This is a genomic window from Roseateles subflavus, assembly GCF_030285365.1.
Taxonomy (GTDB): Bacteria; Pseudomonadota; Gammaproteobacteria; order Burkholderiales; family Burkholderiaceae_C; genus Roseateles_B; species Roseateles_B subflavus.
Map to the genome: position 1 here is coordinate 774,689 of NZ_JASVDS010000002.1, position 26,274 is coordinate 800,962.

Genomic DNA, 26,274 nt, shown 5'->3' on the forward strand with positions numbered 1-26,274 from the left:
TGATGGCAGCGTCGATCGCTGCGCCCCCGGTTCAAGGAATCCACATGTCCCGTTTCTGCCGGCCCCTGCTGGCCCTGGCCCTGCTGGCCAGCGCGGCCCTGGCCCCGGCCCAGGCCGCCCCGCACCCGTTCTTCGTGCTCAATTCGCTGGACGCCGACATCAGCGTCATCGACCCGGTGAGCTTCACCCAGGTCCGCCGCATCCCGACCGGCAAGGAGCCGCACCACCTCTACCTGACGCCGGACGACAAGTCCATGATCGTCGCCAACGCCCTGGGCGATTCGCTGACCTTCATCGACCCGGTCACTGCCCAGGTGCAGCGCGTGCTGCACGGCATCACGGATCCCTACCACCTGCGCTTCTCGCCGGACATGAAGTGGTTCATCACGGCGGGCAACCGTCTGGACCACATCGCCCTGTACCGCTGGCAGCCGCAGAACGCGAAGGAGCCGCTGCAGCTGGTCAAGCGCATCCCGGCCCCCAAGACGCCGAGCCACCTCTACGTCGACACCAAGAGCTCGGTGGTCTACGTGAGCCTGCAGGACTCCGACGAGATCACCGCCATCGACCTGGCCACGCAGGCCCCGCGCTGGAAGGTGCCGGTCGGCAAGATGCCGGCGGACATCTTCCTGACGCAGGACGACAAGCACCTGCTGGTGGCGCTCACCGGCGACAGCCATGTCGAGGTCTACGACGTCAGCGGCCCGGCGCCGAAGCTGGTCAAGCGCCTGCAGACGGGCGAGGGAGCGCACAGCTTCCGCTCGATGGGCGACAAGCGCCATGTGCTGGTCAGCAACCGCGCCAACAACACCATCAGCAAGATCGACCTGCAAAGCTTCACGGTGGTTGAGACCTTCAAGGCGCCCGGCGGCCCGGACGACATGGAGATCCTGCCCGACGGCAAGACGCTGCTCGTGACCTCGCGCTGGGCCCGCAAGCTGACCATGATCGACCTGCAGACGAAGAAGGTCGTCAAGCAGGTGAACGTGGGCAAGTCGCCTCACGGGGTCTGGACCCTGGACCATGTGTCGAGGCAGTGATGAAACAGTGGATGGTGGCGCCGGCCCTGGTCGTCGTCGTGGTGGCGGCGCAGGCGGCCTGCAAACCTGACGAGAAGCCGGTCTTCCTGAGCTTCGACACCGGCCACATGGGCGTCGCGCCCCTGGTGGCGGACCTGCTCAAGCGCTACGACGCGCAGGCCACCTTCTTCCTCGCCAACGAGCCCACGCTGTCGGACGGCCGCACGCTGGACGAGGAATGGGCGCCGTGGTGGCGCGCCCGCGCGGCGGAAGGCCACGACTTCGGCTCGCACACCTGGTCGCACGACATCTGGATGGAGGACCTGCCCGACGGCCGCTTCCGCATGAAGGTGCAGGCCGGCATCGAGCCGCCGAAGATGCGGGATCTCAGCGCCGCCGAGTACTGCGAGGAGCTCAACCGGACCGCCCAGCGCTTCACCGAGATGACGGGCCAGCGCCTGGACCCCATCTTCCGTGCGCCCGCCGGCCGGACCTCGCCCGCGCTGCTGGCGGCGGCCAAGTCCTGCGGCTACACCCATGTGGGCTGGAGCCCCGCCGGCTTCCTGGGCGACGAGCTGCCCTCGGAACGCTACTCCAACGAGCAGCTGCTCAGCCGGGCGCTGAAGAACGTCAAGCCGGGCGACATCCTCATGGCCCATCTGGGCATCTGGTCGCGCCAGGACGCGTGGGCGCCCGCCGTGCTGGAGCCGCTGATGAAGGGGCTCAAGGACAAGGGCTACTGCTTCGCCCCGCTGCGCGACCATCCTCGCTACGCCGGCCTGCTCAAGGGCGGCAGCCCCGAGCGCCCGCTGGCCGCCCGCAAGCCCTGACCCACCGGAACGACGACCTCACGCATGGACTGGTTCACCGATCTCTTCGCCCAAGCCCAGCAATGGCTCTTCGAGCAGGTGGTGCAGCCGCTGGGCTTCGGCCTCGGACTCGGCAACCGGCTGGAAGAGGCCTATGACGGCACCGGCTGGCTGCTGGTCGGCCTCATCCAGGTGCTGCTGATGCTGGTGGTGATCCGCAGCCTGGAGCGCTGGCGCCCTGTCGAGTCGCAGCAGGACCGCCGCGCCGTGCGGGTGGACGTGATCTACACGCTGATCCATCGCCTCGGGCTCTTCCGCCTCGCGATGTTCTTCAGCCTGGACCCGCTGCTGGACATGGTCTCCGGCGAGATGCGGCTGGCCGGCCTGCCCACCTGGCAGCTGGATGCCCTGTGGCCCGGCGTCACCGACCTGCCCTGGGTGAGCTTCCTGCTCTACCTGCTCGTCTTCGATTTCTTCAACTACTGGCTGCACCGCGCGCAGCACCAGTTCGAGTGGTGGTGGGCCCTGCATTCGCTGCACCACAGCCAGCGCTCGATGAGCATGTGGAGCGACAACCGCAACCACCTGCTGGACGACGTCCTGCGCGATGTCTTCTTCGTGCTGCTGGCCCGCTTCATCGGCGTGGAGCCGGGGCAGTTCGTGGCCCTGGTCGCCTTCTCGCAGCTGATGGAGAACCTGCAGCACGCCAATGTGCGGCTGTGGTTCGGCCCGGTGCTGGAGCGGCTCTTCGTGAGCCCGCGCTTCCATCGCCTGCATCACTCCATCGGCATCGGGCACGAGTCCGGGGGCAAGGGCACGCTGGGCGGGCACAACTTCGCGGTGCTCTTCCCGGTCTGGGACATCCTCTTCCGCACGGCCAACTTCGAGCTGCGCTACGACGCCACCGGCGTGCGCGACCAGCTCGAGGGGGAGGGCGCCCGGGACTACGGCCGCGGCTTCTGGGCCCAGCAATGGCTCGGCCTGACGCGCCTCGCCGGCGCCCTGCGTCCGGCGGCTGGCCAGCCGCTTGCCGGCAAGCCCGAGCGCCCCTGACCCCCGGCACGGTCGCCGCGCGGGCGGGCCTTGCTATGCTGAGGCCCCAGCGAATCCGGCCCCGACCGGGCGCTGCCCTCGAGGAGATCCATGATCAGCACCCTGTCCCGCGTGGCTGACGCCTTCTGGCGTGCTGCGGCCTACTGCCTGCATCCGCGCGTCATCGCGCTGTCCCTGCTGCCCCTGCTGATCGCCGGGCCGCTGGCCTGGGGATTGATGTACTTCTTCTGGGAGCCGGCGGTCGACGGTGTGCGGGCGACGCTGGAGTCCTGGCGCCTGATCGAGACGGTGCTGACCTGGCTGGACCACGTGGGTCTGCAGGGGCTGCGCACGGCCATCGCGCCGCTGGTGCTGCTGGCCATGGCGGTGCCGGCGCTGCTGGTCTTCAGCCTGCTGCTCGTGGCGGTGCTCATGACCCCTGCGATGACGAACCTGGTGGCGCAGCGCCGCTTCCCCGGTCTCGAGCGCAAGCGCGGGGCGCCGTTCTGGCTGAGCGTGCTGTGGTCCCTCGGGCACACGCTGCTGGCCGTGCTGGCGCTGCTGCTGAGCATGCCCTTCTGGCTGATCCCGCCGCTGGCGCTGTTCCTGCCGCCGCTGATCTGGGGCTGGCTGGGCTACCGCGTCTTCGGCTTCGATGCGCTGGCCGAGCACGCCTCCCGCATTGAGCGGCGGCGCATCCTGGCCGAGCACCGGGTGCCGCTGCTGGGGCTGGGCGTGCTGACCGGTTTCCTGGGCGCCGCGCCCACCGCGATCTGGGCCTTCGGCGTGCTGAGCCTGGCGCTCGCGCCCTTCCTGATCCTGGCCTCGGTCTTCCTCTACACCCTGGTGTTCGCCTTCAGCTCGCTGTGGTTCGCCCACTACTGCCTGCAGGCGCTGCACGAGCTGCGGCAGTCCCGCGCCACCGAGGCCCCCGGCGATCTGCTGGACCCCCGGCCGGCCGACGAGGCCGCGCCCCCCGCGCTCGAGGAGGCGCAGGAGCAGCCGCCCGCGCTGCCCGCGCCCTCGTCGCCCCACTGAGCGGCGGGCTGCCATGCGCATCGGACTGATCGTCGTCGGCGACGAAATCCTCTCGGGCAAGCGCCAGGACAAGCACCTGGCGGCCACCATCGAGCGCCTGACCGCGCGGGGCATGGGCCTCGCCTGGGCGCGCTACATCGGCGACGACCGCGAGGCGCAGACGGCGGTGCTGCGCGAGGCCTTCGCCAGCGGCGACCTCGTCTTCAGCTGCGGCGGCATCGGCGCCACGCCCGACGACCACAGCCGCCAGGCCGCCGCCGCCGCGCTCGGGCGCCCGCTCGTGCTGCACCCCGAGGCGCGGGCGCTCATCTGGCAGCGCATCCAGGAGATGGCCGCGGAGCAGGGCGCCACGGCCGACGAGCAATCGCCGGACACCCAGCGCCGCTTCCAGATGGGCGAGTTCCCGGCGGGCGCCGGCCTCATCCCGAACCCCTACAACCGCATCCCCGGCTTCTTCGTGGGCGATGTCCATTTCGTCCCGGGCTTCCCGGTGATGGCCCACCCGATGATGGAATGGGTGCTCGACACCCGCTACCCGCAGCTGCGGCGTGCGCGCACCGTCCAGGAGCGCTCGGTGATCCTGCCCGGCGCGCTCGAAGGGACCCTGACGCCCCTGATGCTTCGCCTCGAGGCGGAGTTCCCGGGCATCAAGGTCTTCAGCCTGCCCAGCGTGGACCATCCGCAGTGGGGCCGTCATGTGGAGCTGGGCGTCAAGGGCGACGCCGGCTTGCTCGACGCCGCCTTTGCGGCGATGAAGGCCGGGCTTGTCCAACTTGGTGCATCCATTGGCACCGAAATGGTGCGATGAGGGGGCGGTGGTGGCTCTGCTTTGGTGCATGGGCGCCGCGGCCTGAATGCTGGCTTGTCGATCGGCGTCATGTCCCGGCAAGGGGCCGCGGCGCATAATCCCGCGTCGCCAGGGCCTGTGCACCGGGCTGGGCCGCCGCCCGATGAGGCGCGGGCCGCCCTGCAGCGCTTTGGCACGAAACCTGCTCTGTTTTTGGTGCATGTGCCGCCGGCTTGAGATCAGCCGCGGCGCCCGCCGAATTCCGAGACCCCCATACCTGCTACCCGCTAGGAGTGATTGATGGCCAAGACCGTCGCTGATGTGATGAAGATGGTGAAGGAGAACGAAGTCAAGTTCGTCGACTTCCGTTTCACCGATACCCGTGGCAAGGAACAGCACGTGTCCGTGCCTGTGTCTCACTTCGATGAAGACAAGTTCACGTCGGGCCACGCTTTCGACGGTTCGTCGATCGCCGGCTGGAAGGGCATCGAAGCCTCCGACATGCTGCTGATGCCGGACCCGAACACGGCCAACATCGACCCCTTCTTCGAAGAGCCGACCCTGATCCTGACCTGCGACGTCATCGATCCGGCCGACGGCAAGGCCTACGAGCGCGATCCCCGCTCCCTGGCCAAGCGCGCCGAAGCCTACCTGAAGGCCTCCGGCCTGGGCGACGCCGCCTTCTTCGGTCCCGAGCCCGAGTTCTTCATCTTCGACTCCGTGCGCTGGGCCAATGACATGTCCGGCTGCTTCTTCAAGATCGAATCCGAAGAAGCCGCCTGGAACACCGGCAAGGAATACGAGCACGGCAACAGCGGCTACCGTCCCACCGTCAAGGGCGGCTACTTCCCCGTGCCCCCGGTCGACAGCGGCCAGGACATGCGCTCGGAGATGTGCCTGATCCTCGAATCGCTGGGCATCCCCGTCGAAGTGCACCACCACGAGGTGGCGAACGCCGGCCAGATGGAAATCGGCACGAAGTTCAGCTCGCTGGTCGAGCGCGCCGACTGGACGCAGCTGCAGAAGTACGTGATCCAGAACGTGGCCCACGCCTACGGCAAGACCGCCACCTTCATGCCCAAGCCCATCGTGGGCGACAACGGCAGCGGCATGCACGTGCACCAGTCCGTCTGGAAGGACGGCAAGAACCTGTTCGCCGGTGACGGCTACGCCGGCCTGAGCGATTTCGCCCTGTACTACATCGGCGGCATCATCAAGCACGCCCGTGCCCTGAACGCCATCACGAACCCCGGCACCAACAGCTACAAGCGCCTGGTGCCCGGCTTCGAAGCCCCGGTGAAGCTGGCCTACTCGGCCAAGAACCGCTCGGCCTCGATCCGCATTCCGTACGTGGCGAACCCCAAGGGCCGTCGCGTGGAAGCCCGCTTCCCGGATCCCAGCGCCAACCCCTACCTGTGCTTCGCCGCGCTGCTGATGGCCGGCCTGGACGGTGTCGAGAACAAGATCCATCCGGGCGAAGCCGCCACGAAGGACCTGTACCACCTGCCCCCGGAAGAAGACGCGAAGATCCCGACCGTCTGCCACAGCCTGGACCAGGCCCTCGAGTATCTGGACAAGGACCGTGCCTTCCTGACCAAGGGCGGCGTGTTCACCGATGCCTTCATCGATGCCTACATCGATCTGAAGATGCAAGAGGTGACCCGTTTCCGCATGGCCACCCACCCGGTCGAGTACGACATGTACTACGCCCTGTGATGGGGATGCGCGGGGTGTCTGCACAGACCGCGCAACAAGAGGGACGGCGTCAGCCGTCCCTTTTTCTTTTGTTGCGGGGTGTTTGCAGGCGTCATTCCGGCGCGATGTTCGGCCCGGGATGCGCCACAATGGCTGCTCTTGGCTCCGAACGCGCCCCGCTGCATGCAAAGCAACACCACCTTCTCCTTCCGCGGCCCGGTCGCTCACGGCCTGGCCCTGCTGACCGGACTGCTGGCACTGAGTGCCCCGCTGTCCGCAGCGGCCCAGGCGAGTCAGGGCTCCCAGGTCTACCGCTGCCCCGGCCCGCCGGTGCTCTACACGGATTCGCTTTCGCCCAAGGAGGCCCAGGAGAAGGGCTGCCGCACGATCGAGGGGTCGCCGGTGACGGTGGTGTCGGTGCCCAAGCCGGCGCGCCCCGCCGCTTCGGGGCAGGGCAGTGCCGAGGGTGCCACCGCGAAGGTGGATCCCCTTCTGCAGAAGGCCCGCGACTCCGATCGCCGTGGCGTGCTGGAGCGCGAGCTGCGCGAGGCCGAGGGCAAGCTCGCCGAGCTGCAGAAGGAATATGCCGGCGGCACGCCCGAGCGCCGCGGGGATGAGCGCAACTACCAGAAGTACCTGGACCGCGTGGCGGACCTCAAGGCCAGCATCTCGCGCCAGGAGGCGGACATCGGCGCCATCAAGCGGGAACTCAGCAAACTGCCCTGAGCATCGTGCCGGGGCTGGACTCCGACATGACTGCCATTGATCAAGACCCCGAGGGCCTGCGCGCCCTGGACATGCTGGCCACCATGGTGGCGCTGGTGCACCGTGATGGTGCCTGCGTGCATGTCAACGCGGCACTGGAGACCCAGATGCAGCTCTCGCGCCGCGTCCTGGCGCGCAGCCATGTGCAGGACTGGCTCGAGGATGGGGCACGGCTGCGCGAGGCCATCGACGGCGTCTCCCGCAATGCCTACTCCAGCAGCCGCTTCGAGACGCTGCTGCGCCGGGGCCTGCGACCGCACGAGGAGGCGCTGCCCGTCCAGGTGATCGTCAGCCAGACGGATTCGCCGGACCTGCTGCTGCTCGAGCTGATCGAGAACGCCCAGCAGTCCCGCCAGGACCGTGAGGAGCGCACGCTGGACCAGGTGCAGGCCACCAAGGAGCTGATCCGCAACCTCGCCCACGAGATCAAGAACCCGCTCGGCGGCATCCGCGGCGCCGCGCAGCTGCTGGCGCTGGAGCTGCAGCCGACCGAGCTCGGCCCGGAGCTGGCCGAGTACACCGACGTCATCATCCACGAGGCCGACCGCCTGCAGTCCCTCGTTGATCGCCTGCTGGCCCCCCATCGCCGCGCGCAGGTGGTGGGGGACGTCAACATCCATGAGGTCTGTGAGCGGGTGCGCTCGCTGATCCTGGCCGAGTACCCCAAGGGGCTCAAGGTACGGCGCGATTACGACACCTCGCTGCCCGACTTCCGTGGGGACCGTGAGCAACTGATCCAGGCCGTGCTCAACATCGTGCAGAACGCCGCCCAGGCCCTGGCGCCGCGCATCGCCGCCGGGGACGCCGAGATCGTGCTGCGCACGCGCGTGGCACGCCAGGTGACCCTCGGCAAGCAGCGTTGGCGCCTGGCACTGGAATTGCATATCGAGGACAACGGGCCGGGCGTGCCGCCCGAGATCCATGACCGCATCTTCTATCCCCTGGTTTCGGGGCGGGAGGGCGGTTCGGGCCTCGGGCTGACACTCTCGCAGACGATCGCGCAACAGCACCAGGGCATGATCGACTGCGACAGCGAGCCTGGACGGACGGACTTCCGAATCACCCTGCCTTTGCCTTGAGGGAGTACTTGTGGCAAAGGGGAGAGCTGCATGAAATCCATCTGGATTGTTGATGACGACCATTCGATCCGCTTTGTGCTCGAGAAGGCCTTGGCGCGCGAGGGGCTGCCGGTGCGCTGCTTCTCCAACACGCGTGACCTCCTCGCCGCCCTGGAGGAGGACAGCCCGCAGGTCCTGGTCTCCGACATCCGCATGCCCGGCGGCTCGGGCCTCGATCTGCTGGCCAAGGTCAAGGAGCGACATCCGGGGCTGCCGGTCATCATCATGACGGCCTACTCCGACCTCGACAGCGCCGTCTCGGCCTTCCAGGGCGGCGCCTTCGAGTACCTGCCCAAGCCCTTCGATCTCTCGCGGGCCGTGGAGCTGATCCGCCGCGCCCAGGAGGAGAGCCTGCGCGAGGCCGCGGTCGAGCAGGAGTCGGCGGCGCAGGTGCCCGAGATGCTGGGCCAGGCGCCGGCCATGCAGGACGTGTTCCGCGCCATCGGCCGGCTCTCGCAGAGCAATGTCACCGTGCTGATCACCGGCGAGTCGGGCTCCGGCAAGGAGCTGGTCGCACGTGCGCTGCACAAGCACAGCCCGCGGGCCGAGGGGACCTTCGTGGCCATCAACACGGCGGCGATCCCCAAGGACCTGCTGGAGTCCGAGCTGTTCGGCCACGAACGCGGCGCCTTCACCGGCGCGCAGGCCACGCGGCGCGGCCGCTTCGAGCAGGCCGAGGGCGGCACGCTGTTCCTCGACGAGATCGGCGACATGCCGCTGGACCTGCAGACCCGCCTGCTGCGCGTGCTGTCCGACGGCCAGTACTACCGCGTGGGGGGGCACAGCCCGCTGCGCAGCAATGTGCGCGTCATCGCGGCCACGCACCAGAATCTGGAGGAGCGCGTGCGCCAGGGCGCCTTCCGCGAGGATCTGTTCCATCGCCTCAACGTGATCCGCCTGCGCCTGCCGCCGCTGCGCGAGCGTCGCGAGGACGTGCCCGTGCTGGCCCGCTTCTTCCTGCAGCGCAGTGCCACCGAGCTGGGCGTGGAGCCCAAGCGCCTGTCGGACGCGGCGCTGGCCTCGTTGTGTGCCTTCGACTTCCCGGGCAATGTGCGGCAGCTGGAGAACATCTGCCACTGGCTCAGCGTGATGGCGCCGTCGCAGCAGGTCGAAGCCAAGGACCTCCCGCAGGAGCTGCTCCAGGGCGAACGCGCGCCGGATGCCGTGCCGGGGGGCGAGTCCGCCAGCGTTGCTGCGTCGCTCAATGCAGCGGCCGGGCAGGCGATGCCGGCCTTTGCCGGGAGCACCCCGGCCCTGCCGAGCTTCGGCGGGGGTCCGGACGCCTGGGTGGCCGAGATGGCCCGGGAGGCGCGGCGCCTGCTGGCCGCCGGCGAGACGGATGTCTGGGATCAGCTCTGCCGCCGCTTCGAGGCCAGCCTCATCATGACGGCGCTGGACATGACCCGCGGCCGCCGCATCGAGGCCGCCCAGAAGCTGGGCATCGGCCGCAACACCATCACGCGCAAGATCCAGGAGCTGGGCCTGGACGTGTGAGCGCGGCCCGGGCTCAGTCGGGCAGCTTGTCCAGCCAGACGCCGATGCCCTGGGCGTTGAGCTCGATGTCCATGGCCAGCAGCGCATGCTGCCGCTCGCGCGGCAGCATGCAGCCGTGCGCGGCCAGCGAGTCCAGGTAGAGCCCCGACAGCGCCGCCTTCAGGGCCTCATGGCGATCCTCGGCGCCGCGCAGGGCCAGGCTCAGCGCCACGGTCTCGTCGAGCAGCGCCAGCAGCGCCACGTGCAAGGCGCGGACCTCGCCCTCGCTGTGGCCGATCCGGCCGAAATGGGTGAGCAGCATGCCCTGCGGCCGGGCGTCGAGCATGCGCTGCATCGACTGCTTCAGCGCCTCGGGCTCGAACTGCACCGGCGTGCTCGTGGGGAAGACCCAGGGCTGGCCGTCCACGTCGAATTCGCGGTAGGACAGGCCGAAGGTGTCCCCCGTGAACCAGCAGCCGCTCTGCGCGTCGAAGAGGCAGTGGTGGTGGCGGGCGTGGCCCGGTGTGTCGATCAGCAGCAGCTCCCGGCCACCCACGCGCACGCGCTGGCCGTCCTCGCTGGCCACGGCGCGCTCGGCAGGCACGGCCTGGAGCTGGCCGTAGGAGCGCTGCATTTCCTCCTCGCCATAGACCGCGAGCGCACCGGCCCACAGCGCGCGCGGATCCACCAGGTGGCGCAGGCCGCGCGGGTGGGCGAGCAGGCGCGCCTGCGGCAGCGACTGCATCAGCAGCCCGACGCCGCCGGCGTGGTCCAGGTGCACGTGCGTGGGGATCACCCAGTCCACGGCCTCCGGCGCGAGCCCCAGGTGGGCGAGGGCGCCCAGCAGGCGCGGGACGGCATGGTTGGTGCCGGTGTCGATGAAGGCCGCGCGGCCCTGGTCGACCACGAGGTAGGCGGCGTCGAAGTCGTCGCGCTGGAAGGCGGTGTCGATGCGGTACAGGCCGGGGCCCAAGGACAACAGATACGGTGGCATGCAGGCTCCCTAGAATGCCCGCAACGATAACTGATGCGTGAGGATGACCCCATGGCTGTTCGCGAGCTGCTGAAGATGGGAGATGAGCGCCTGCTGCGCGTGGCCCAGCCCGTGACGGAGTTCGGCACGCCGGCGCTGGCCTCGCTCATCGAGGACATGCAGGACACCATGAAGGCCGCCAACGGCGCGGGCCTCGCGGCGCCGCAGATCGGCGTCGACCTGCAGGTGGTGATCTTCGGCTTCGAGCGCAACGAGCGCTACCCGGAAGCGCCGCCGGTGCCGCTGACGGTGCTGATCAACCCCGTCATCACGCCCCTGGGCGAGGCACAGGAGGACGGCTGGGAAGGCTGCCTCTCCGTGCCGGGCCTGCGCGGCGTGGTGCCCCGCTGGCAGCGCATCCGCTACAGCGGCGTCGACCCGCAGGGCCGGCCCATCGAGCGGGAGGCCGAGGGCTTCCATGCGCGGGTGGTCCAGCACGAGTGCGACCATCTCATCGGGCGGCTCTATCCCTCGCGCATCCGGGACTTCAGCCGCTTCGGCTACACCTCGGTCCTGTTCCCCGACCTGGACCCGAACACGGACGACTGAACGCCCACGTTCGCAGGGCGGGCGAAGGCCGCCCACCTGTTACATCCGCGGCGTCATCCCGCAGGCCGTCTGCCGCGTTGGGGCTGCAGCCGAGGAGAGCCTCCATGCCCACAATGACACCGTCCCGCGCCCGACCCTGGCGCCCCCTGGCCACCGCGCTGCTGCTGGCCGCCAGCCTCTGGGCCCCTGTGGCGCATGCGGAGGATCCGCCCACGCGCGCCGCCCGCGTGGCCGAGACGCAGGGCACCGCCTGGGTCTTCGATGCCGAGACCAAGGACTGGCAGCGCCTCGCGCCGAACCAGACGCTGGGTGAGGGGGACCGGATCCGCACCGAGCGCGATGGCCGCCTGGCCTTGCGGGTGGGCTCCACGAGCCTGTGGGTGGACCAGTCCGCCGATCTCGAACTGAGCCGCCTCGACGAGGACCACCTCGAACTGCTGCTGGCGCGCGGCCAGCTGGGTCTGCGCCTGCGCAATGCCGAGGCCGTGCGCGAGTTGCAGGTGCGCACGCGCGAGGGGCGCTTTTCCTTCGAGCGCAAGGGCCTGTACCGCATCGACCAGCTCGACCGTGGCAGCCGTGCCTACAACTGGGAGGGCGAGCTTCGTTTCGAGGCCCGCGCGCCGGGCACGCCGCCCGTGTGGCTGCAGCCCAATGAGCAGGCCGAGTTCTGGTGGGGTGACGGTCCGCGCGTCGAGCGCCAAGTGCTGGAGCGCGATCGTTTCGCCGACTGGCTGCTGGGCATGAACCGCAGCGAGGGCGACCTGCCGGCCTACCGCTATGTCTCGCCGGAGATGACCGGCGCCGAGGACCTCGACCGCCATGGCCGCTGGGAGGCCTCTGACGAGTACGGCACCGTCTGGATTCCGCAGCAGGTGGCGCCGGACTGGGCGCCTTACCGCTACGGACGCTGGACCTGGACCCGCCACTGGGGCTGGACCTGGGTCGACGACGCGCCCTGGGGCTTCGCGCCCTTCCACTACGGCCGCTGGGTCATGGTGCGCGAGCGCTGGTGCTGGGTGCCCGGCCGCTATGTCGCGCGCCCGGTCTACGCGCCGGCCCTGGTGGCCTGGGTGGGCGGACCGCACGTGAGCGTGGGCATCAGCATCGGTGCGCGGCCGGTGCCGCGCTATGGCTGGTATCCGCTGGCCCCGCGCGAGGTCTATGTGCCGAGCTACCGCCACACCCCGCATTACGAGCAGCGCATCAATCGCGAGCATGACCCCGTGACCGTGGTGAACCGCGGCCCGGCCCTGCCGCCGCCCCGCAGCAACCGCGAGGTCCACGGCGCCGTCAGCGTCTGGAACGACGGGGCCGCGCGTGCCGTGGTCCACGCCGATGCCAACGTGCCGCTGCGGCCGCTGCCGCAGGCGCCCGGCCGTCAGGAGTGGCGTCCGCAGGAGGCCCGCGGCGATGCCGGCGTCCCGCTGCGCACCCTGCCGGCGGTGCCCGGCGTGGCCGCCTCGCCCGATGTCGCCCCGGCTCGCCGGGACGTGGGGCGCGGTCGGGGCGATCGCGGTGAGGATCCGGGGCCTGGCGTGCCGCTGCGCCTGCAGCCCGGCCAGGCGCCCGTGCTGAGCTCGACGCCGCCGGTGGCGCCGCCCGCTGCCGTGCCGGTGCCTCAGGTGTCGGTGCCGACCTCGCCCGCCGCCGTGCCGCAGGTCGTGCCGGCCCGCCCGCGGGACGATGGTCCGCCCTTGCGCCGCCTGCCCGACACGCCCTCGCGCCACGAGAGTCGCGAGCCTGCACTTCAGATGCAAGGTCAGGTTCCGACGGCGGTCCCCGACCGCGCGTTCCAGGAGCGCCAGGACCGCGAGCGCCAGGACCGCGAGCGTGCCGACCGTGAACGCCAGGACCGCGAGCGCCTGATGGAGCGCGAGCGCCAGGAACGCCAGGATCGCGTGGACCGCATGGAGCGCCAGGAGCGCCAGCAGCGATTCGAGCAGCAGCCGCGCGAGGTGCCCCTGCGCCAGGCCCAGCCCGAGCGCCCGCGGGAGATGCCTCGCGAGGTGGTCCGCGAGCCGGTCCGTGCGCCGGAGGCGCCGCGGGCGGCGCCCCCGCAGCGCCAGGAAGAGGCGCGGCCCGCCCGTCCCGTGCCTCAGGACAACGTGCCGCGCAAGGGCCGCCAGGACGAGCGCTGAGCCGCCGGGCGGGGCCTCGCGCCGCTCAGAGCAGCGGCGCGAGGCCCTTCCAGACCTGCTCCAGCATCAGCGGGTGGGCCTTGGCCAGCGGGTGGATGCGGTCGGCCTGGAACCAGGCCTCGGCGTCCGGGCGGTCGGCCACGCCCGCCAGCAGGAAGGGCACGAGCCCGACCTTCTCCTCGCGGGCCACGGTCTCGAAACTGCCCGCGAATTCCTTGCCGTAGGCCGCCCCGTAGTTGGCCGGCATCTGCATGCCCACCACCAGCACGCGGGCGCCCGCCTTGCGGCTGTCCTGGACCATGGCGCGCAGGTTGTCCCGTGTCATGGCCAGCGGCAGGCCGCGCAGGGCATCGTTGCCGCCCAGCTCGATGATCACGTGGCTCGGCTGCTCCTTCTTCAGCAGCGCGCCGAGGCGGGAGCGGCCGCCCGAGGTCGTGTCTCCGCTGATGCTGGCATTGACCACCTCGATCTCGCGCTTCTGCGCCTTCAGTCGCGCCTCGAGCAGGGCCACCCAGCCGCTGCCGCGTGCCAGGCCGTATTCAGCGGAGAGACTGTCGCCCACCACCAGGATCTTGCGTTTCGTCGCGCGGGCAAGACCCGGCACCAGCAGCAGGGCCACGCTCAGGCTAGAGTAGCCCATCCACATCCGGCGTTGCATCGCGCTCCTCATGTCTGCATCCATTCTTGAAGTCGAACACCTGGGCAAAACGGTCAGCGATGCCACGGGCGAGCTGACGATTCTGCATGACATCAGCTTCCACCTGCAGGCCAGGGAATCCGTGGCCATCGTGGGCGCCTCCGGTTCGGGCAAGAGCACGCTGCTGGCGCTGCTGGCGGGCCTGGACACGCCCACCCATGGCGCGGTGCGCCTGCAGGGCCAGGACCTCTACGCGCTGGACGAGGACGCCCGCGCGGCCCTGCGCGCGGCGCACGTGGGTTTCGTGTTCCAGAACTTCCAGCTGCTGTCGAACCTGACGGCGCTGGAGAACGTGATGCTGCCGCTCGAGCTGCGGGGCGACCGCGAGGCCCGCTCGCAGGCGCAGGCCATGCTGGAGCGCGTCGGCCTGGGCCAGCGGCTCTACCACTATCCCCGCGTGCTGTCGGGCGGCGAGCAGCAGCGCGTCGCCCTGGCCCGCGCCTTCGTGCAGCGCCCGGCGTTGCTGCTGGCGGACGAGCCCACCGGCAGCCTCGACTTCGCGACCGGCGCGCAGGTGATGGCGCTGATGTTCGAGCTCAACCGCGAGGCGGGGACGACGCTGGTGATGGTCACGCACGATCTGGCCATCGCCGAACGCTGCGAGCGGCAGCTGCGCATCGAGGCCGGCCGGCTGGTGGTCCCTCCGCGACAGCCGGCGGCCGCCCCCGCGACGGGCCACGCCTGACGGCCCGGCGGCGCCGGGTCCGCCGGCGCCGCGCCGGGCGAGCGCCGGCTTCGCCGAGGGCTCCCGCGGGAGTGCCCGCGTGCTGGCGGGGAGGGCCTGGCCGCGCCGGGCCACGCTCGCCTGGAAGGCCCGGCACACGGCCGGGGACGCGTGAGCAAGCCGGCGCCAGGCCGGGCGCTCCTGAAAAAACCCGGCGCAAGGCCGGGCACGCATGAAAAAACCCGGCGCAAGGCCGGGTTCTTCAGGCAGCCGTCGCGCGGCTCGTCAGGGGACTCAAGCTCACTGAGCGAACTTGTAGTCGGTCTTGGCCTTCTCGACCAGCTCGCGCTGGAAGTTGCCCATCTTTTGCTGCTCGATGCGCTGCTTGATCTGGCCCTTGACGTCGTCGAAGGCCGGGAAGGTGGCTTCGCGGGTGTCTTCCAGCTTGATGATGTGGAAGCCGAACTGCGACTTCACCGGCTCCTGGGTCATCTCACCCTTCTTCAGGGCGGTCATGGCCTTGGAGAACTCGGGCACGAAGTTGTTGGGGTTGGCGAAGTCCAGGTCGCCGCCGTTGGCAGCCGAGCCGGTGTCCTTGGAGTTCTTGGCCGCGAGGTCCTCGAACTTGGCGCCGCCGTTGAGCTGCTTGATCAGGGCCTTGGCCTCGTCTTCCTTCTCGACCAGGATGTGGCGGGCACGGTATTCCATGCCGCTGTTGGCGGCCTTGAACTGGTCGTATTCCTTCTGCGCCTCGGCATCGGTGACCGGGTTCTTGGCCTTGTAGTCTTCCATCAGGCCGCGGATCAGGATCATCTGGCGAGCCAGTTCCATCTGGACCTTGTAGTCGGCGCTGGCGGGGATGCCGCGCTTCTCGGCTTCCTGGATGAAGATCTCGCGGCGGACGACTTCGTCCTTGACCTGCGTCTCCAGCTCCGGCGTGCGGGGCTGACCGTTCTTGGTGACTTGCTGGATCAGCTGGTCCACACGCGCCTTGGGCACGGCCTTGCCGTTCACCGTCGCGATGTTCTGGGCACTGGCCGACAGGGGTGCCAGCGCTGCGGTCAGGGCCGCGATCGAGGCGGCGAGCACAATCTTCTTCATGGACGTTGGGCCTTTCAACAGACTCCACCGGTGAGCGTGCCACCGGATCTATCAGAGATACACCGCGTTACGCGGCGAGGTTTGGATAAAAACAGACGCCCTCGAAACCGTGGGGTTCGGGGCGCCGTACAGAGCGGCTCAGGGTTCCCCCGGAGCTTTGGCTTCGATGGCCAGGGCATGGATGCCGCGGCGCATCTGCTCAGCCAGCAAATCATATACGAGGCGGTGGCGCGCGACCTTCGTGAGACCCCTGAAGCGCTCGCTCACGACGCGCACCGTGTAGTGGCCGCCTTCGCGTGCGCCGGCGTGGCCGGCATGGTGGGCGCTGTCGTCCTGCACTTCGAGGTGCTGGGGCTGGAGGCCGTCGCGCAGCCGCTGCTCGATCACGGCCGTGGAGGCGCGGGGGGCGTCGTTCATGGCGTCGTTCATGGGGCGTGGCCCTCCTTGGCGGGCTCGTCGGCCCCGTCGGCCTTGCCGGCCGGTTCCATGATGTGGCGGCTCATGTAGAGCCCCTGGCCCAGCGTGAACAGCACGAAGAGGCCCGTCACGCCGAAGACCTTGAAGTTGGCCCAGGTGGCGGTCGGGAAATGAAAAGCAACGTAAAGGTTCAGAAAGCCGAGGGCCACGAAGAACGCCACGGAGCCGAGGTTCATGCGCCGCCAGGCGAAGTCGGGCAGCTGCACATCCTTCTCCATCATGCTGCGCAGCAGGTTCTTGCGGAACACCAGGTCGCTCACGAGGAACACGGCGGCCATGCCCCAGTAGAGGCCGGTGGGCTTCCACTTGATGAAGGTCTCGTCGTGCAGCCACACGGTCAGGCCGCCCAGCACCACGACCAGCGCGAGGCTGATCCACAGCATCAGGTCGATCTTGTGCCCGCGCAGCTTGGTGATGAGCGCCTGCGCCAGCGTGGCCACCATCACCACGAGCGTGGCCAGCAGCACGGGCGCCTCCTCGGGGCCCACGGTGCCGCCGGACACCATGAAGCCGAAGTGCGAGGAGGCGAAGGCCGCGGCGGCGGCCTTGTGGCCCTCCGCGAACTTGAAGGTGCCGAAGAAGAGGATCAGCGGCAGGAAATCGAGCAGAAGCTTCATGGAGACGAGGTCAGCGCCTGAATCGATCAGGCATCGGGCGCGAAGTCTATCGCGGCGGAATTGATGCAGAAGCGCTCGCCGGTGGGCCTCGGTCCGTCGGGGAAGACGTGGCCCAGGTGGGCGCCGCAGTGCCGGCATCGCACCTCGACCCGCACCATGCCGTGGCTGTGGTCCTCGATGCGCTCGACGACATCGGCGTTCACCGGTGCCCAGTAGCTGGGCCAGCCGCAGCCGGCGTCGAACTTGGTCCCGGCCTCGAACAGGCGCGTGCCGCAGCAGACGCAGTCGTAGTGGCCATGGGCCCAGTGGTCCCAGTAGGCGCCGGTGAAGGCGCGCTCGGTGGCCGCGTGGCGCGTCACCTGGTATTGCAGATCGTCGAGCTGCTCACGCCATTCGGCGTCGCTCTTGCTGATGGGGTAGGGCTTGTTGCTCATGATGAACAGGACACCTCAAGACGGGAGGCCCAGTCGGGCGGGAAGTCCGCATCGGACGCTTGAGCGGGTTCGTCGTACGGGCGCTGCAGAACTTTCAGCAGCCGCTCGATTTCCGTGAAGTCACCGGCCTCGGCGCGCTGGATGGCGGTCTCGGCCAGGTGGTTGCGCAGCACGACGGCCGGGTTCACGGCCTGCATGCGCGGCAGGCGCTCGGTGTCGTCGCTGGCCTCGCGCGCGAGGCGCTCGCGGTAGCGCAGGGCCCACAGATCGAAGCGCTCGCGGTCCAGGAAGATGTCCCGCAGCGGCGCCCACGTGGCCTCGGCCCTCGCCGGCCATTGCGAGAGACGGCGGTGCGCGATGGTGTAGTCGGTGCGATGCAGGGCCAGCAGGCGCAGCCAGTCGTCGATCAGGGCCTGGTCCTCGGCCTCGGCGTGCCGCAGTCCGAGCTTGTCCCGCATGCCGCGCAGCATCTCCTGCTGGAAGACCTGGCGATAGGGCTCCAGGGCGTCCCCCAGCAGCTCGGCCACCGCCTCCTCGTCTCCGCCGATCAGCGGCATGAGGGCCTGCGCCAGGGCGTGGAGGTTCCAGAAGGCGACCTGCGGCTGGCGCACATAGGCGTAGCGGCCCTGGTGATCCGAGTGATTGCAGACGTGGCCCGGGTCGAAGCCGTCGAGGAAGCCGAAGGGGCCGTAGTCCAGCGTGAGGCCCAGCAGGGACATGTTGTCCGTGTTCATCACGCCATGGCAGAAGCCCACGCACTGCCAGGCGGCCATCAGCTGTGCCGTCTGCCGGGCGATCTTCTCCAGCAGCGCCACGGGGGGGACGGGGGCCTCCCGGCATTCCGGCGCGTGGTGGCTCAGGACATGAGCCACCAGCTGGCGCAGCTCGTTGAGCTGGCCATGGTGCGCGAAGTGCTCCAGGTGACCGAAGCGCAGGAAGCTGGGCGCCACGCGCGTGACCACGGCCGCCGTCTCCAGCGTCTCGCGCTGCACGCCCTGCGGCGAGCCCGTGATGCACAGGGCGCGTGTCGTGGGGATGCCCAGCGCCGCCATGGCCTCGGAGCACAGGAACTCGCGGATGGAGGAGCGCAGCACCGCGCGGCCATCCCCGCGGCGGGAGTAGGGCGTGCGCCCGGCGCCCTTGAGCTGGACCTCCCAGCGCTGGCCGCCGTGCACGAGCTCGCCCAGGTGCAGTGCCCGCCCGTCGCCCAGCTGCCCGGCCCAGACGCCGAACTGATGACCGCTGTAGACGCTGGCCCAGGGCTGCATGCCCTCCCACAGCGCATTGCCGCTGAGCACCTGCAGCGCCTCCTCATTGCGCCAGTCCTCGGGAAGTCCGAGCACTTGCGCGCAGGCTGCGCTCGTGGCGACCCAGTGCGGTGCGGACAGCGGCTCCGGCGGCAGCCGTGTCAGGAAGCCGTCACCCAGCCGGGTGAAGCTGGCCGGGTGGCTGGTGGGGACGCTGCCGAGCTGTTCCTGCCAGCCCATCGCGCCGCTCGCGAAGGGCTCGCTGCCCATGTCCGGAGTGGGGCCGTTGCCCTTGTCGAAAACCATGAGATCCAGTGTAACGAGGGTGACTAAGCCGCTGTGCGGCGCAGGGTTAACATGATTTGCAACTGCCGATTTCCGCTCCACGCAGGGCGGAGACCAAGGAGACATAGATGGGTCTGATGGGACAGATGATGTCCATGCCGCTGCTGATCTCTTCGCTGATCCAGCACGCGGCCCGCCACTCGGGGGACACCGAGATCGTGAGCAAGCGGGTCGAGGGCGACCTGCACCGCTACAACTGGCGCGAATGCGAGCGGCGCTCCCGCAAGCTGGCCCAGGCGCTGGTGCGGCTGGGGCTCAAGGCCGGCGACCGCGTCGGCACGCTGGCCTGGAACGGCTACCGCCACCTCGAGATCTACTACGGCAGCTCGGGCTCGGCGCTCGTCTGCCACACGATCAACCCGCGCCTCTTCCCCGAGCAGATCGCCTGGATCGCCAACGACGCGCAAGACCTGGCCCTGTGCTTCGACCTGAACTTCCTGCCGCTGGTCGAGAAGCTGGCGCCGCAGCTCCCGCACGTGCGCCACTTCGTGCTGATGACCGACCGCGCCCACATGCCTGCGCAGACGACGCTGCCCGGCCTGCTGTGCTACGAGGAGCTCGTCGAGGCCGAGGACGGCCGCTACACCTGGCCGGTCTTCGATGAGAACGCCGCGTCGAGCATCTGCTACACCTCCGGCACGACCGGCCATCCGAAGGGGGCGGTGTACAGCCATCGCTCCAGCGTGCTGCATGCCTTCGCCTCCGCACTGCCTGACGGCATGGACTGCTCCTCGAAGGACGTGATCCTGCCCGTGGTGCCCATGTTCCACGTCAACGCCTGGGGCCTGCCCTACAGCAGCGCCATCGTCGGCGCGAAGCTCGTGTTCCCCGGGCCGCACCTGGACGGCAAGTCCCTCTACGAACTCTTCGAAGCCGAGCAGGTGACCTTCAGCGCCGGCGTGCCGACCGTGTGGCTGGGCCTGCTCAACTACGTGGGGGCGAACCAGCTCAAGTTCAGCAGTTTCACGCGCACGGTGATCGGCGGCTCCGCCTGCCCGCCGGCCATGCTGCGCACGCTGATGGACGACTACGGCGTCGAGGTCATCCACGCCTGGGGCATGACGGAGCTGTCGCCCCTGGGCACGCTGTCCAAGCTCACCGCGCGCCAGCTCAAGCTGCCGCAGGAGGAGCAGCGCCGCATCCTGGAGAAACAGGGGAAGGTGATCTACGGCATCGACATGGCCGTGATCGACGACGCCGGCGACGCCCAGCCCTGGGATGGCACCAGCAGCGGCAACCTCGTCGTGCGTGGCCACTGGGTCATCAACAGCTACTTCGGCCAGACGCAGTCCGCGCTGGTGCCGGTGAAGGAGCAGGGCAGCGACGCCGGGCTGTGGTTCCCGACGGGTGACGTGGCCACCATCGACGCCGACGGCTTCATGCAGATCACGGACCGCAGCAAGGACGTCATCAAGTCCGGCGGCGAGTGGATCTCCTCCATCGACCTCGAGAACATCGCCATGGCCCATCCGGCCGTGGGCGAGGCGGCGGCCATCGCCTGCCGGCATCCGAAGTGGGACGAGCGCCCGCTGCTCGTCGTGGTGCGCAAGCCCGGCGCCAGCCTGAGCCGCGAGGAGATGCTGGCCTTCTACGAGGGGCGCATCGCCAAGTGGCAGATCCCGGACGACGTCGTCTTTGTCGACGAGATCCCGCATACCGCCACCGGCAAGATCCAGAAGCTCAAGCTGCGTCAGCAGTTTGCCGAGCACCGCCTGCCCGGGGCCTGAGCCCGGCGGGCCGATCGCGTTCGCTGAGGCAGGACGGGCCGCGAGGTCCGGACCTGCAGGACATGTTGAGACCGAGAACAGGCCCGCCCAGGGTCAGAAGGAGACATCCATGTTGACTGCATCGCGTGAGTTCCAGCTGCGGCACGTCGCGGCATCCCTGCTGCTGGCGGGCCTGTCCCTCGGGGCACAGGCCCAGAAGGGCGAGACGGTGAAGATCGCCTGGATCGACCCGTTGTCCGGCCTGATGGGCCCGGTGGGCCAGAACCAGGTCAAGAGCTTCCAGTTCTTCGCCGAGAAGTTCAACGCCACCAACCCGGCCGGCGTGAAGTTCGAGATCATCGCCATCGACAACAAGCTCAGCCCCGCCGAGACGCTCAATGCGCTGAAGTCGGCCATCGACCAGGGCGTGCGCTACGTGACCCAGGGCAATGGCTCCGGCGCGGCGCTGGCCCTGATCGACGCGATCAACAAGCACAACGAGCGCAATCCCGGCAAGGAGGTGCTGTACCTCAACCACTCGGCCGTGGACCCGGATCTCACCAACGCCAAGTGCAGCTACTGGCACTTCCGCATGGACGCCGACACGTCGATGAAGATGGAGGCCATCACCACCTTCATGAAGGACCAGCCGGACGTCAAGAAGGTCTTCCTGCTGAACCAGAACTACGCGCACGGCCAGCAGGTCGCCAAGTACGCCAAGGAGATGCTGGCCCGCAAGCGGCCGGACGTCCAGGTCGTCGGCGAGGACCTGCACCCGCTCGCCCAGGTGCGTGACTTCGCGCCCTATGTGGCCAAGATCAAGGCCAGCGGCGCCGACACCGTCATCACCGGCAACTGGGGTTCAGACCTGACCCTCCTCGTGAAGGCGGCGAACGAGGCCGGCTACACGGGCAAGTTCTTCACCTACTACGCCGGCGTGAGCGGCACGCCCACGGCACTGGGCGCGGCCTCGGCGGGGCGCGTCTTCCAGGTCTCGTACAACCACTACAACCTGGGCGGCCAGATGGGCAAGTGGATGGACGAGTACAAGAAGCGCTTCAACGACGACTTCTACACGGGCAGCGTCATCCACATCTACAGCCTGCTGGGCGAGGCCATGGCCAAGGCCAAGAGCACCGACCCGGTCAAGGTGGCGGCGGCGCTGGAAGGCCTGACGGTGAAGAGCTTCAACGGCGAGGTGCAGGTGCGCAAGACCGACCATCAGCTGCAGCAGCCGCTCTTCATCTCGGTGTGGAACAAGGCCGATGCCAAGTACCCGTACAGCCCCGAGAACACGGGCTACACGCTGGTGCCGCTGAAGATGTACGACTCGTACGTCTCGTCCACGCCCACCTCCTGCCAGATGAAGCGCTGAATCGGGCTGCAGCGGCGGGCTGCGCGGGCCGATCTGGCGCTGGCGGTGCTCGCCGTACGCCTGTACGGCTGTGCTCCTCAGCGCCACCTCAGCCCGCTCGCCGGCCGCCGCTGCCTACCCGATCGGCACCTGGGCGCCGACGGGCATGTCGGCTCAACGGGGCTGATGCTCCCCCGGCCTGAACCTCACGAGGTCATGTGGACCAACTCCTGATCAACCTGCTCAACGGCCTGGCCTCCGGGCTGCTGCTGTTCATGCTCAGCGCGGGGCTCACGCTGATCTTCAGCATGATGGGCGTGCTGAACTTCGCGCATGCCAGCTTCTACATGCTGGGCGCCTACGCGGCCTATGTGCTGGCCGGCTGGCTGGGCTTCTGGCCGGCGCTGGTGCTGGCGCCGCTGGTGGTCGGCGCCCTCGGCGCGCTGTTCGAGCGCACGGCGCTGCGGCGGGTGCACAAGTACGGCCATGTGCCCGAGCTGCTGATCACGTTCGGGCTGTCCTACGTGATGCTCGAGCTCGTGCAGCTGGTCTTTGGCCGCACCTCGGTGCCCTTCGGCCCGCCGCCGGCGCTGCAGGGCTCGGCCTTCACGCTGGTGCAGTCGGCGGGGCAAGGCCTGACCCTCGTGTGGGGCGACGCAACGCCGGCGCAGTGCGCCGCGGCGGCCTGCTCGAAGTTCCCGCTGACCCGCGCCTTCATGATGCTGGTGGCGCTGGCCATGCTGGGCGGTCTGTGGGCGCTGCTCACGCGCAGCCGCATCGGCCTCGTCATCCAGGCGGCGCTCACGCATCCGGAGATGGCCGAGGCCCTCGGGCACAACGTGCCGCGGGTGCTGATGCTGGTCTTCGGCAGCGGCTGCGCACTGGCCGCGCTGGCCGGCGTCATCGGCGGGATCACGTTCGTGACGGAGCCGGCCATGGCCGCCATCGTGGGCTCCATCATCTTCGTCGTCGTGGTGGTCGGGGGCGTCGGGTCGCTGGCGGGGGCCTTCGTGGCCTCGCTGCTGATCGGCCTGATCCAGACGCTGCCGCTGACGGTGGACGGCTCGCTGGCGACGCTGGCACAGCGCCTCGGGATGGCGGTGACGCCGGCCACGCCGGGCTATCCGCTGCTGAAGCTCTCGCTCGCGCAGGTCGCACCCATCCTGCCCTACCTGCTGATGGTGCTGATCCTGATCTTCCGGCCCAAGGGCCTCTTCGGCACGCGGGACGACTGAGGGAGCGCCACCATGAACCATGTGCGCGCCAGCACGGCGCACTTCCACTTCAAGCCCTGGAACGTCGGCCGCTGGCTGGTGTGGGGCATCTATGCCTTCCTGCTCGGCGTGGCGCCGCTGCTGTGGACCAGCAGCCTCGCCCACACCATGCTGTCGCAGATGGGCATCGGCATCATCGCCTGCCTGGCCTACAACCTGCTGCTGGGGCAGGGCGGCATGCTGAGCTTCGGGCACGCGGTCTACAGCGGCCTCGGCGCCTTCCTCGCCATGCACACGCTGAACCAGGTCTCGGCCGGCCAGCTGGCGCTGCCGGTGAGCCTCGTGCCGCTGGCGGGCGGCCTGGCCGGCCTCTTCTTCGCGGCGCTGTTCGGCTACGTCTCGACCAAGAAGTCCGGCACGCCCTTCGCGATGATCACGCTGGGCCTGGGCGAGCTGATCTGGTCCATGTCCCTGATGCTGCCGGAGTTCTTCGGCGGGGAGGGCGGCGTCTCGGGCAACCGCGTCGTGGGCGCGCCGGTGCTGGGCATCAGCTTCGGGCCGCAGATCCAGGTCTACTACCTCATCGCGCTGTACTGCTTCGCCAGCACGGCCGCGCTCTTCGCGCTCACGCGCACGCCGCTGGGCCGCATGCTCAACGCGGTGCGGGACAACCCCGAGCGCGTCGAGTTCATCGGCTACGACACCCGCTGGGTGCGCTTCCTCGCCTTCCTGATCTCCGGCTTCTTCGCGGGCATCGCGGGCGGGCTGGGGGCGCTCAACTTCGAGATCGTCACGGCCGAGGTCGTGGGCGCGGCGCGCTCCGGCGGCTATCTGCTCTTCACCTTCCTCGGCGGGGCGACGTTCTTCTTCGGGCCCATCATCGGCGCGGTGCTGATGGTGCTCGCTGGCGTGCTGCTGTCCGAGCTGACGCAGGCCTGGCTGCTCTACCTCGGGCTCGTCTTTCTCTTCATGGTGGTCTATGCGCCCGGCGGCATCGCCTCGCTGATCATGATGAACCTGCGCGTGGCGGCCTTCGGCAAGCTCTCGCGCCTGTGGACGGCCTACCTTGCGCTGGCCGGGACCGGGCTCACCGTGCTGCTGGGCGCGAGCTGCATCGTGGAGATGCTCTACCACCTGCAGCTCAATGCCGCGATGGGGCCGGAGCTGGGCTTCATGGGCGCCCGCATCCGCAGCAACTCGGTGGACGCGTGGTTCGGTGCCGTGTTGGCCATGCTCGTGGGCCTGGCGCTCTTCGAGCTGGCGCGGCGGCGCTTCAAGGCCGAGTGGGACCAGACCCAGGAAGAGATCGAGCAGGACATCAAGCGTCGGGAGAGCCTGTGAGCGGACACCTCAACCCCCCCGGCGGCGCCTATGCGCTCGAGCTGCTGGACCTGCGCAAGCGCTTCGGCCGCAGCGAGATCATCCGCGGGGCGCAGCTGCAGGTGCGCGCGGGCGAGCGCGTCGCACTGATCGGCCCCAACGGCGCGGGCAAGTCCACGCTGTTCAACCTCATCAGCGGCCGCTTCGCGCCCACGAGCGGCGAGGTCCGCCTGCACGGCCGGCGCATCGACGGCCTGCCGCCCTACCAGATCAACCGGCTCGGGCTGGCGCGCAGCTTCCAGGTCTCCAACCTGTTCTCGCGCCTGTCGGTGTTCGAGAACATCCGCTGCGCGCTGCTGTGGTCCATGGGCTACCGCTACAGCTTCTGGCACTTCCTGGCCGGGCTGGACGGGCTCAATGACCGCGTGGAGGAGCTGCTGGAGCAGATCCAGCTGGACCGGCGGCGCGACGTGCTGGCCATGAACCTGACCTACGCCGAGGCGCGGGCGCTCGAGATCGGCATGACCATCGCGAGCGGGGCCTCGGTGATCCTGCTCGACGAGCCCACCGCGGGCATGAGCAAGAGCGAGACGCAGCGCTTCATCCAGCTCATCCGGCAGGTCACCGAGGGGCGCACGCTGCTCACGGTGGAGCACGACATGGGCGTGGTCTTCGGCCTGGCCGACCGCATCGCGGTGCTGGTCTACGGTGAGGTCATCGCCTTTGACACGCCCGAGGCCGTGCGCGCGGATGCCCGTGTGCAGCAGGCCTATCTGGGTTCGGTGCTGGCCGAGCAGGCGACGGCGGGAGCGACGGCATGAACTCCGAGAAGACAGGACGCCGCCTGGTGCTGGACAAGGTCCACGCCTTCTACGGCAAGAGCCACGTGCTGCACGGCGTGGACCTCGTGGTGCAGCCCGGCGAGATCGTCGCGCTGCTGGGCCGCAATGGCTCGGGGCGATCGACCACGGCCAAGACCATCATGGGACTGGTGGATGGCACGGGCTCGGTGCGCTTCGGTGATCAGGAGCTGCTGGGGCGCAAGGCCTTCGAGGTGGCGCACGCCGGCATCGGCTACGTGCCGGAGAACCGCGACATCTTCCCGAAGCTGACGGTGCACCAGAACCTGCTCCTCGGTCAGAAGCGTGGTGCCAGGAACCCGCGCTGGAGCTTCGAGGACATGTACCGCATGTTCCCCCGACTCCTGGAGCGCCAGCACACCGAGGCCGGCGTGCTCTCGGGCGGTGAGCAGCAGATGCTGACGCTGTGCCGCACGCTCATGGGCGACCCGGACCTGATCCTCATCGACGAGCCGACCGAGGGCCTGGCGCCGATGATCGTCGAGCTGGTGGCGCAGTACCTGCAGGAGCTCAAGCGCCGCGGGATCGCCGTGCTGCTGATCGAGCAGAAGCTGGCCATCGCGCTGGACATCGCCGAGCGCTGCTACGTCATGGGCCACGGGCGCATGGTCTTCGAGGGCACGCCCGCCGATCTGCGGGCCAATGCCTACATCCGCAAGGAGTGGCTCGAGGTCTAGGGCCCGGCCCGAGGGCGGCCTCACGACTGCGGCTTTCCCACCACAGCCGGGCCGTGAGGAATCGGCGCCATCCCCTGCCTGAAGGGGCCAGGTCTTGCTTGCCCC

General features: G+C 69.3%; 25 protein-coding genes. 18 read left to right on the forward strand and 7 right to left on the reverse strand.

The window, feature by feature from the left end; all coding sequences use genetic code 11:
- The first annotated feature begins 44 nt into the window (after positions 1–44).
- The 9 genes from QRD43_RS09275 (at position 45) to ntrC (ending at position 9,757) form a co-directional block, all read left to right on the forward strand.
- Positions 45–1,040 (forward strand): YncE family protein, encoded by a 996-nt coding sequence (locus tag QRD43_RS09275; RefSeq protein WP_285982200.1) that lies wholly within the window; start codon positions 45–47, stop codon positions 1,038–1,040.
- Positions 1,040–1,849: a polysaccharide deacetylase family protein gene (locus QRD43_RS09280; protein ID WP_434063846.1), complete on the forward strand. Its 810-nt coding sequence runs from the start codon at positions 1,040–1,042 to the stop codon at positions 1,847–1,849. The genes QRD43_RS09275 and QRD43_RS09280 overlap by 1 nt, the downstream gene beginning before the upstream one ends.
- A 24-nt stretch (positions 1,850–1,873) precedes the next feature.
- On the forward strand, positions 1,874–2,881 hold the full coding sequence (locus tag QRD43_RS09285) for a sterol desaturase family protein (protein WP_285982201.1): 1,008 nt from the start codon (positions 1,874–1,876) through the stop codon (positions 2,879–2,881).
- A gap of 90 nt (positions 2,882–2,971) precedes the next feature.
- Entirely contained in the window at positions 2,972–3,898 is a 927-nt protein-coding gene (locus tag QRD43_RS09290) for an EI24 domain-containing protein (protein WP_285982202.1), read from the forward strand.
- A gap of 13 nt (positions 3,899–3,911) precedes the next feature.
- Complete coding sequence (locus QRD43_RS09295) at positions 3,912–4,706, forward strand: competence/damage-inducible protein A (protein ID WP_285982203.1); 795 nt, start codon at positions 3,912–3,914, stop codon at positions 4,704–4,706.
- A gap of 279 nt (positions 4,707–4,985) precedes the next feature.
- Positions 4,986–6,401: a type I glutamate--ammonia ligase gene (gene glnA, locus QRD43_RS09300; protein ID WP_269629735.1), complete on the forward strand. Its 1,416-nt coding sequence runs from the start codon at positions 4,986–4,988 to the stop codon at positions 6,399–6,401.
- A 162-nt stretch (positions 6,402–6,563) separates the two neighbouring features.
- On the forward strand, positions 6,564–7,106 hold the full coding sequence (locus tag QRD43_RS09305) for a hypothetical protein (protein WP_285982204.1): 543 nt from the start codon (positions 6,564–6,566) through the stop codon (positions 7,104–7,106).
- 26 nt (positions 7,107–7,132) lie between these two features.
- Entirely contained in the window at positions 7,133–8,224 is a 1,092-nt protein-coding gene (glnL, locus tag QRD43_RS09310; protein WP_285982205.1) for a nitrogen regulation protein NR(II), read from the forward strand.
- 30 nt (positions 8,225–8,254) lie between these two features.
- Positions 8,255–9,757 (forward strand): nitrogen regulation protein NR(I), encoded by a 1,503-nt coding sequence (gene ntrC / locus QRD43_RS09315; RefSeq protein ID WP_285982206.1) that lies wholly within the window; start codon positions 8,255–8,257, stop codon positions 9,755–9,757.
- 13 nt (positions 9,758–9,770) lie between these two features.
- Here ntrC and QRD43_RS09320 read toward each other — a convergent pair whose 3' ends face one another.
- Positions 9,771–10,730 (reverse strand): MBL fold metallo-hydrolase, encoded by a 960-nt coding sequence (locus QRD43_RS09320; RefSeq protein ID WP_285982207.1) that lies wholly within the window; start codon positions 10,728–10,730, stop codon positions 9,771–9,773.
- Between the two features lie 51 nt (positions 10,731–10,781).
- Here QRD43_RS09320 and def point away from each other — a divergent pair, with 51 nt between their 5' ends.
- Together def and QRD43_RS09330 are read left to right on the forward strand one after the other, a co-directional pair.
- The gene (gene def, locus QRD43_RS09325) at positions 10,782–11,318 is read left to right on the forward strand and encodes a peptide deformylase (RefSeq protein WP_285982208.1); all 537 of its coding nucleotides are present in this window, start codon (positions 10,782–10,784) and stop codon (positions 11,316–11,318) included.
- 104 nt (positions 11,319–11,422) lie between these two features.
- A complete protein-coding gene (locus QRD43_RS09330) occupies positions 11,423–13,456 on the forward strand; it encodes a DUF6600 domain-containing protein (protein WP_285982209.1) in 2,034 nt (677 codons plus the stop codon).
- 25 nt (positions 13,457–13,481) lie between these two features.
- On the opposite strand, the gene QRD43_RS09335 is transcribed toward QRD43_RS09330, so the two are convergent.
- Positions 13,482–14,114: an arylesterase gene (locus QRD43_RS09335; RefSeq protein ID WP_285982210.1), complete on the reverse strand. Its 633-nt coding sequence runs from the start codon at positions 14,112–14,114 to the stop codon at positions 13,482–13,484.
- 10 nt (positions 14,115–14,124) lie between these two features.
- Here QRD43_RS09335 and QRD43_RS09340 point away from each other — a divergent pair, with 10 nt between their 5' ends.
- Positions 14,125–14,838: an ABC transporter ATP-binding protein gene (locus QRD43_RS09340; RefSeq protein WP_285982211.1), complete on the forward strand. Its 714-nt coding sequence runs from the start codon at positions 14,125–14,127 to the stop codon at positions 14,836–14,838.
- A gap of 279 nt (positions 14,839–15,117) precedes the next feature.
- Here QRD43_RS09340 and QRD43_RS09345 read toward each other — a convergent pair whose 3' ends face one another.
- The 5 genes from QRD43_RS09345 to QRD43_RS09365 all read right to left on the reverse strand — a co-directional run bounded on the left by QRD43_RS09345 (position 15,118) and on the right by QRD43_RS09365 (position 18,933).
- Positions 15,118–15,918 (reverse strand): peptidylprolyl isomerase, encoded by an 801-nt coding sequence (locus tag QRD43_RS09345; protein ID WP_285982212.1) that lies wholly within the window; start codon positions 15,916–15,918, stop codon positions 15,118–15,120.
- A gap of 138 nt (positions 15,919–16,056) precedes the next feature.
- Positions 16,057–16,347: a BolA family protein gene (locus tag QRD43_RS09350; RefSeq protein WP_285982213.1), complete on the reverse strand. Its 291-nt coding sequence runs from the start codon at positions 16,345–16,347 to the stop codon at positions 16,057–16,059.
- A complete protein-coding gene (locus QRD43_RS09355; RefSeq protein ID WP_285982214.1) occupies positions 16,344–17,012 on the reverse strand; it encodes a septation protein A in 669 nt (222 codons plus the stop codon). Before QRD43_RS09355 ends, QRD43_RS09350 begins: the two co-directional genes overlap by 4 nt.
- 26 nt (positions 17,013–17,038) lie before the next feature.
- The gene (gene msrB, locus QRD43_RS09360; protein ID WP_285982215.1) at positions 17,039–17,446 is read right to left on the reverse strand and encodes a peptide-methionine (R)-S-oxide reductase MsrB; all 408 of its coding nucleotides are present in this window, start codon (positions 17,444–17,446) and stop codon (positions 17,039–17,041) included.
- Positions 17,443–18,933, reverse strand: coding sequence for a protein adenylyltransferase SelO (locus tag QRD43_RS09365; RefSeq protein WP_285982509.1), 1,491 nt, complete (start codon positions 18,931–18,933; stop codon positions 17,443–17,445). The genes msrB and QRD43_RS09365 overlap by 4 nt, the downstream gene beginning before the upstream one ends.
- Before the next feature lie 173 nt (positions 18,934–19,106).
- Between QRD43_RS09365 and QRD43_RS09370 the strand changes: the two genes are divergently transcribed.
- From QRD43_RS09370 to QRD43_RS09395, 6 genes are all read left to right on the forward strand, one after another.
- A complete protein-coding gene (locus QRD43_RS09370) occupies positions 19,107–20,765 on the forward strand; it encodes a 3-(methylthio)propionyl-CoA ligase (RefSeq protein ID WP_285982216.1) in 1,659 nt (552 codons plus the stop codon).
- A gap of 109 nt (positions 20,766–20,874) precedes the next feature.
- Positions 20,875–22,119, forward strand: coding sequence for a branched-chain amino acid ABC transporter substrate-binding protein (locus QRD43_RS09375; RefSeq protein WP_285982217.1), 1,245 nt, complete (start codon positions 20,875–20,877; stop codon positions 22,117–22,119).
- A 197-nt stretch (positions 22,120–22,316) separates the two neighbouring features.
- The gene (locus QRD43_RS09380; RefSeq protein ID WP_285982218.1) at positions 22,317–23,333 is read left to right on the forward strand and encodes a branched-chain amino acid ABC transporter permease; all 1,017 of its coding nucleotides are present in this window, start codon (positions 22,317–22,319) and stop codon (positions 23,331–23,333) included.
- Between the two features lie 12 nt (positions 23,334–23,345).
- Positions 23,346–24,653 (forward strand): branched-chain amino acid ABC transporter permease, encoded by a 1,308-nt coding sequence (locus QRD43_RS09385; protein ID WP_285982219.1) that lies wholly within the window; start codon positions 23,346–23,348, stop codon positions 24,651–24,653.
- Positions 24,650–25,453 carry an ABC transporter ATP-binding protein gene (locus QRD43_RS09390; protein WP_285982220.1) on the forward strand — a complete coding sequence of 268 codons (804 nt, stop codon included), beginning with the start codon at positions 24,650–24,652 and terminating at the stop codon, positions 25,451–25,453. The genes QRD43_RS09385 and QRD43_RS09390 overlap by 4 nt, the downstream gene beginning before the upstream one ends.
- On the forward strand, positions 25,450–26,169 hold the full coding sequence (locus tag QRD43_RS09395; RefSeq protein ID WP_285982221.1) for an ABC transporter ATP-binding protein: 720 nt from the start codon (positions 25,450–25,452) through the stop codon (positions 26,167–26,169). The genes QRD43_RS09390 and QRD43_RS09395 overlap by 4 nt, the downstream gene beginning before the upstream one ends.
- Positions 26,170–26,274 lie beyond the last annotated feature (105 nt).

Bases quoted from the DNA above. Each gene is read 5' to 3' on its own strand.
- QRD43_RS09275 (WP_285982200.1), top strand. From the start codon at position 45: ATGTCCCGTTTCTGCCGGCCCCTGCTGGCCCTGGCCCTGCTGGCCAGC.
- QRD43_RS09280 (WP_434063846.1), top strand. From the start codon at position 1,040: ATGAAACAGTGGATGGTGGCGCCGGCCCTGGTCGTCGTCGTGGTGGCG.
- QRD43_RS09285 (WP_285982201.1), top strand. From the start codon at position 1,874: ATGGACTGGTTCACCGATCTCTTCGCCCAAGCCCAGCAATGGCTCTTC.
- QRD43_RS09290 (WP_285982202.1), top strand. From the start codon at position 2,972: ATGATCAGCACCCTGTCCCGCGTGGCTGACGCCTTCTGGCGTGCTGCG.
- QRD43_RS09295 (WP_285982203.1), top strand. From the start codon at position 3,912: ATGCGCATCGGACTGATCGTCGTCGGCGACGAAATCCTCTCGGGCAAG.
- glnA (WP_269629735.1), top strand. From the start codon at position 4,986: ATGGCCAAGACCGTCGCTGATGTGATGAAGATGGTGAAGGAGAACGAA.
- QRD43_RS09305 (WP_285982204.1), top strand. From the start codon at position 6,564: ATGCAAAGCAACACCACCTTCTCCTTCCGCGGCCCGGTCGCTCACGGC.
- glnL (WP_285982205.1), top strand. From the start codon at position 7,133: ATGACTGCCATTGATCAAGACCCCGAGGGCCTGCGCGCCCTGGACATG.
- ntrC (WP_285982206.1), top strand. From the start codon at position 8,255: ATGAAATCCATCTGGATTGTTGATGACGACCATTCGATCCGCTTTGTG.
- QRD43_RS09320 (WP_285982207.1), bottom strand. From the start codon at position 10,730: ATGCCACCGTATCTGTTGTCCTTGGGCCCCGGCCTGTACCGCATCGAC.
- def (WP_285982208.1), top strand. From the start codon at position 10,782: ATGGCTGTTCGCGAGCTGCTGAAGATGGGAGATGAGCGCCTGCTGCGC.
- QRD43_RS09330 (WP_285982209.1), top strand. From the start codon at position 11,423: ATGCCCACAATGACACCGTCCCGCGCCCGACCCTGGCGCCCCCTGGCC.
- QRD43_RS09335 (WP_285982210.1), bottom strand. From the start codon at position 14,114: ATGCAACGCCGGATGTGGATGGGCTACTCTAGCCTGAGCGTGGCCCTG.
- QRD43_RS09340 (WP_285982211.1), top strand. From the start codon at position 14,125: ATGTCTGCATCCATTCTTGAAGTCGAACACCTGGGCAAAACGGTCAGC.
- QRD43_RS09345 (WP_285982212.1), bottom strand. From the start codon at position 15,918: ATGAAGAAGATTGTGCTCGCCGCCTCGATCGCGGCCCTGACCGCAGCG.
- QRD43_RS09350 (WP_285982213.1), bottom strand. From the start codon at position 16,347: ATGAACGACGCCATGAACGACGCCCCCCGCGCCTCCACGGCCGTGATC.
- QRD43_RS09355 (WP_285982214.1), bottom strand. From the start codon at position 17,012: ATGAAGCTTCTGCTCGATTTCCTGCCGCTGATCCTCTTCTTCGGCACC.
- msrB (WP_285982215.1), bottom strand. From the start codon at position 17,446: ATGAGCAACAAGCCCTACCCCATCAGCAAGAGCGACGCCGAATGGCGT.
- QRD43_RS09365 (WP_285982509.1), bottom strand. From the start codon at position 18,933: ATGGGCTGGCAGGAACAGCTCGGCAGCGTCCCCACCAGCCACCCGGCC.
- QRD43_RS09370 (WP_285982216.1), top strand. From the start codon at position 19,107: ATGGGTCTGATGGGACAGATGATGTCCATGCCGCTGCTGATCTCTTCG.
- QRD43_RS09375 (WP_285982217.1), top strand. From the start codon at position 20,875: ATGTTGACTGCATCGCGTGAGTTCCAGCTGCGGCACGTCGCGGCATCC.
- QRD43_RS09385 (WP_285982219.1), top strand. From the start codon at position 23,346: ATGAACCATGTGCGCGCCAGCACGGCGCACTTCCACTTCAAGCCCTGG.
- QRD43_RS09395 (WP_285982221.1), top strand. From the start codon at position 25,450: ATGAACTCCGAGAAGACAGGACGCCGCCTGGTGCTGGACAAGGTCCAC.